This window comes from Vibrio sp. 1069 (assembly GCF_033340555.1).
Genome location: NZ_JAWOWP010000321.1, coordinates 1 through 734, shown reverse-complemented (window position 1 = coordinate 734; position 734 = coordinate 1). Strand labels below are relative to the sequence as shown.

Sequence of the window (734 nt, the reverse complement as noted above, 5' to 3'; positions counted from 1 at the left end):
TACATTAATATTTTTTATTTTACTGCTCACCGGATGTGGTCCAGACAGCAAAAACGATCAAAATACACCACCACCTGCGCTTGGTGATTTCGAGATCAGTGTTTCCGAGCCATCATTGGTCACTCAAGAAACCGGAGAAACCAAACTGGTGGTCGATTTTACCGTCAAAGACGGCAGTGGCAGATCTCATGAGCTAGACGAAACGAAAGACTTTCGCATCGCACTTCTTAAAGCAATGCCCTCTCGTGTCGATACACAAAACTCGAGCGATCCAGCCTTTGCCTTCAATGGGCGTCATGGCAATACCTATTGGAAGAGTTTCCATCACTCAAGTAACACCGCAAATAACCGTGCCAGCATGGAGAGTGTTTGGGATGGAACACTAGTAAAAACAGACGAGGGGTATCGCTACACGTTTGCCATTCCTGACGTTTTAAAAGTGTCCGATCCTTATACTGCCGACTCTTCTAGCAACAACGGTTTTATCGCTTGGGATGCGGATAAACTCCACCGAATCGTCATGGCGTATGGCGAGCAAGGCAACGGTTTTACCTACGTGTTTGAATGGGTGCCGCAAGAAAGTTCAGATGCAGTAGTCTCCCGCAATGTGATTGAAACAGGTACCTGTGAAAACTGTCATATGGGCGAACCGCTTCATCATGGACCCGGCTATCGCTCAATTGATAACAACATTGCCGTTTGTACCGCTTGCCACAATGACAGTAACCCAGGCG

The 734-nt window shown here is 47.1% G+C and carries 1 pseudogene; it reads left to right on the top strand.

Annotated elements, in window-relative coordinates:
* Window positions 1-734, top strand: a pseudogene (locus R7040_RS26265) (cytochrome C); the annotation flags it as partial.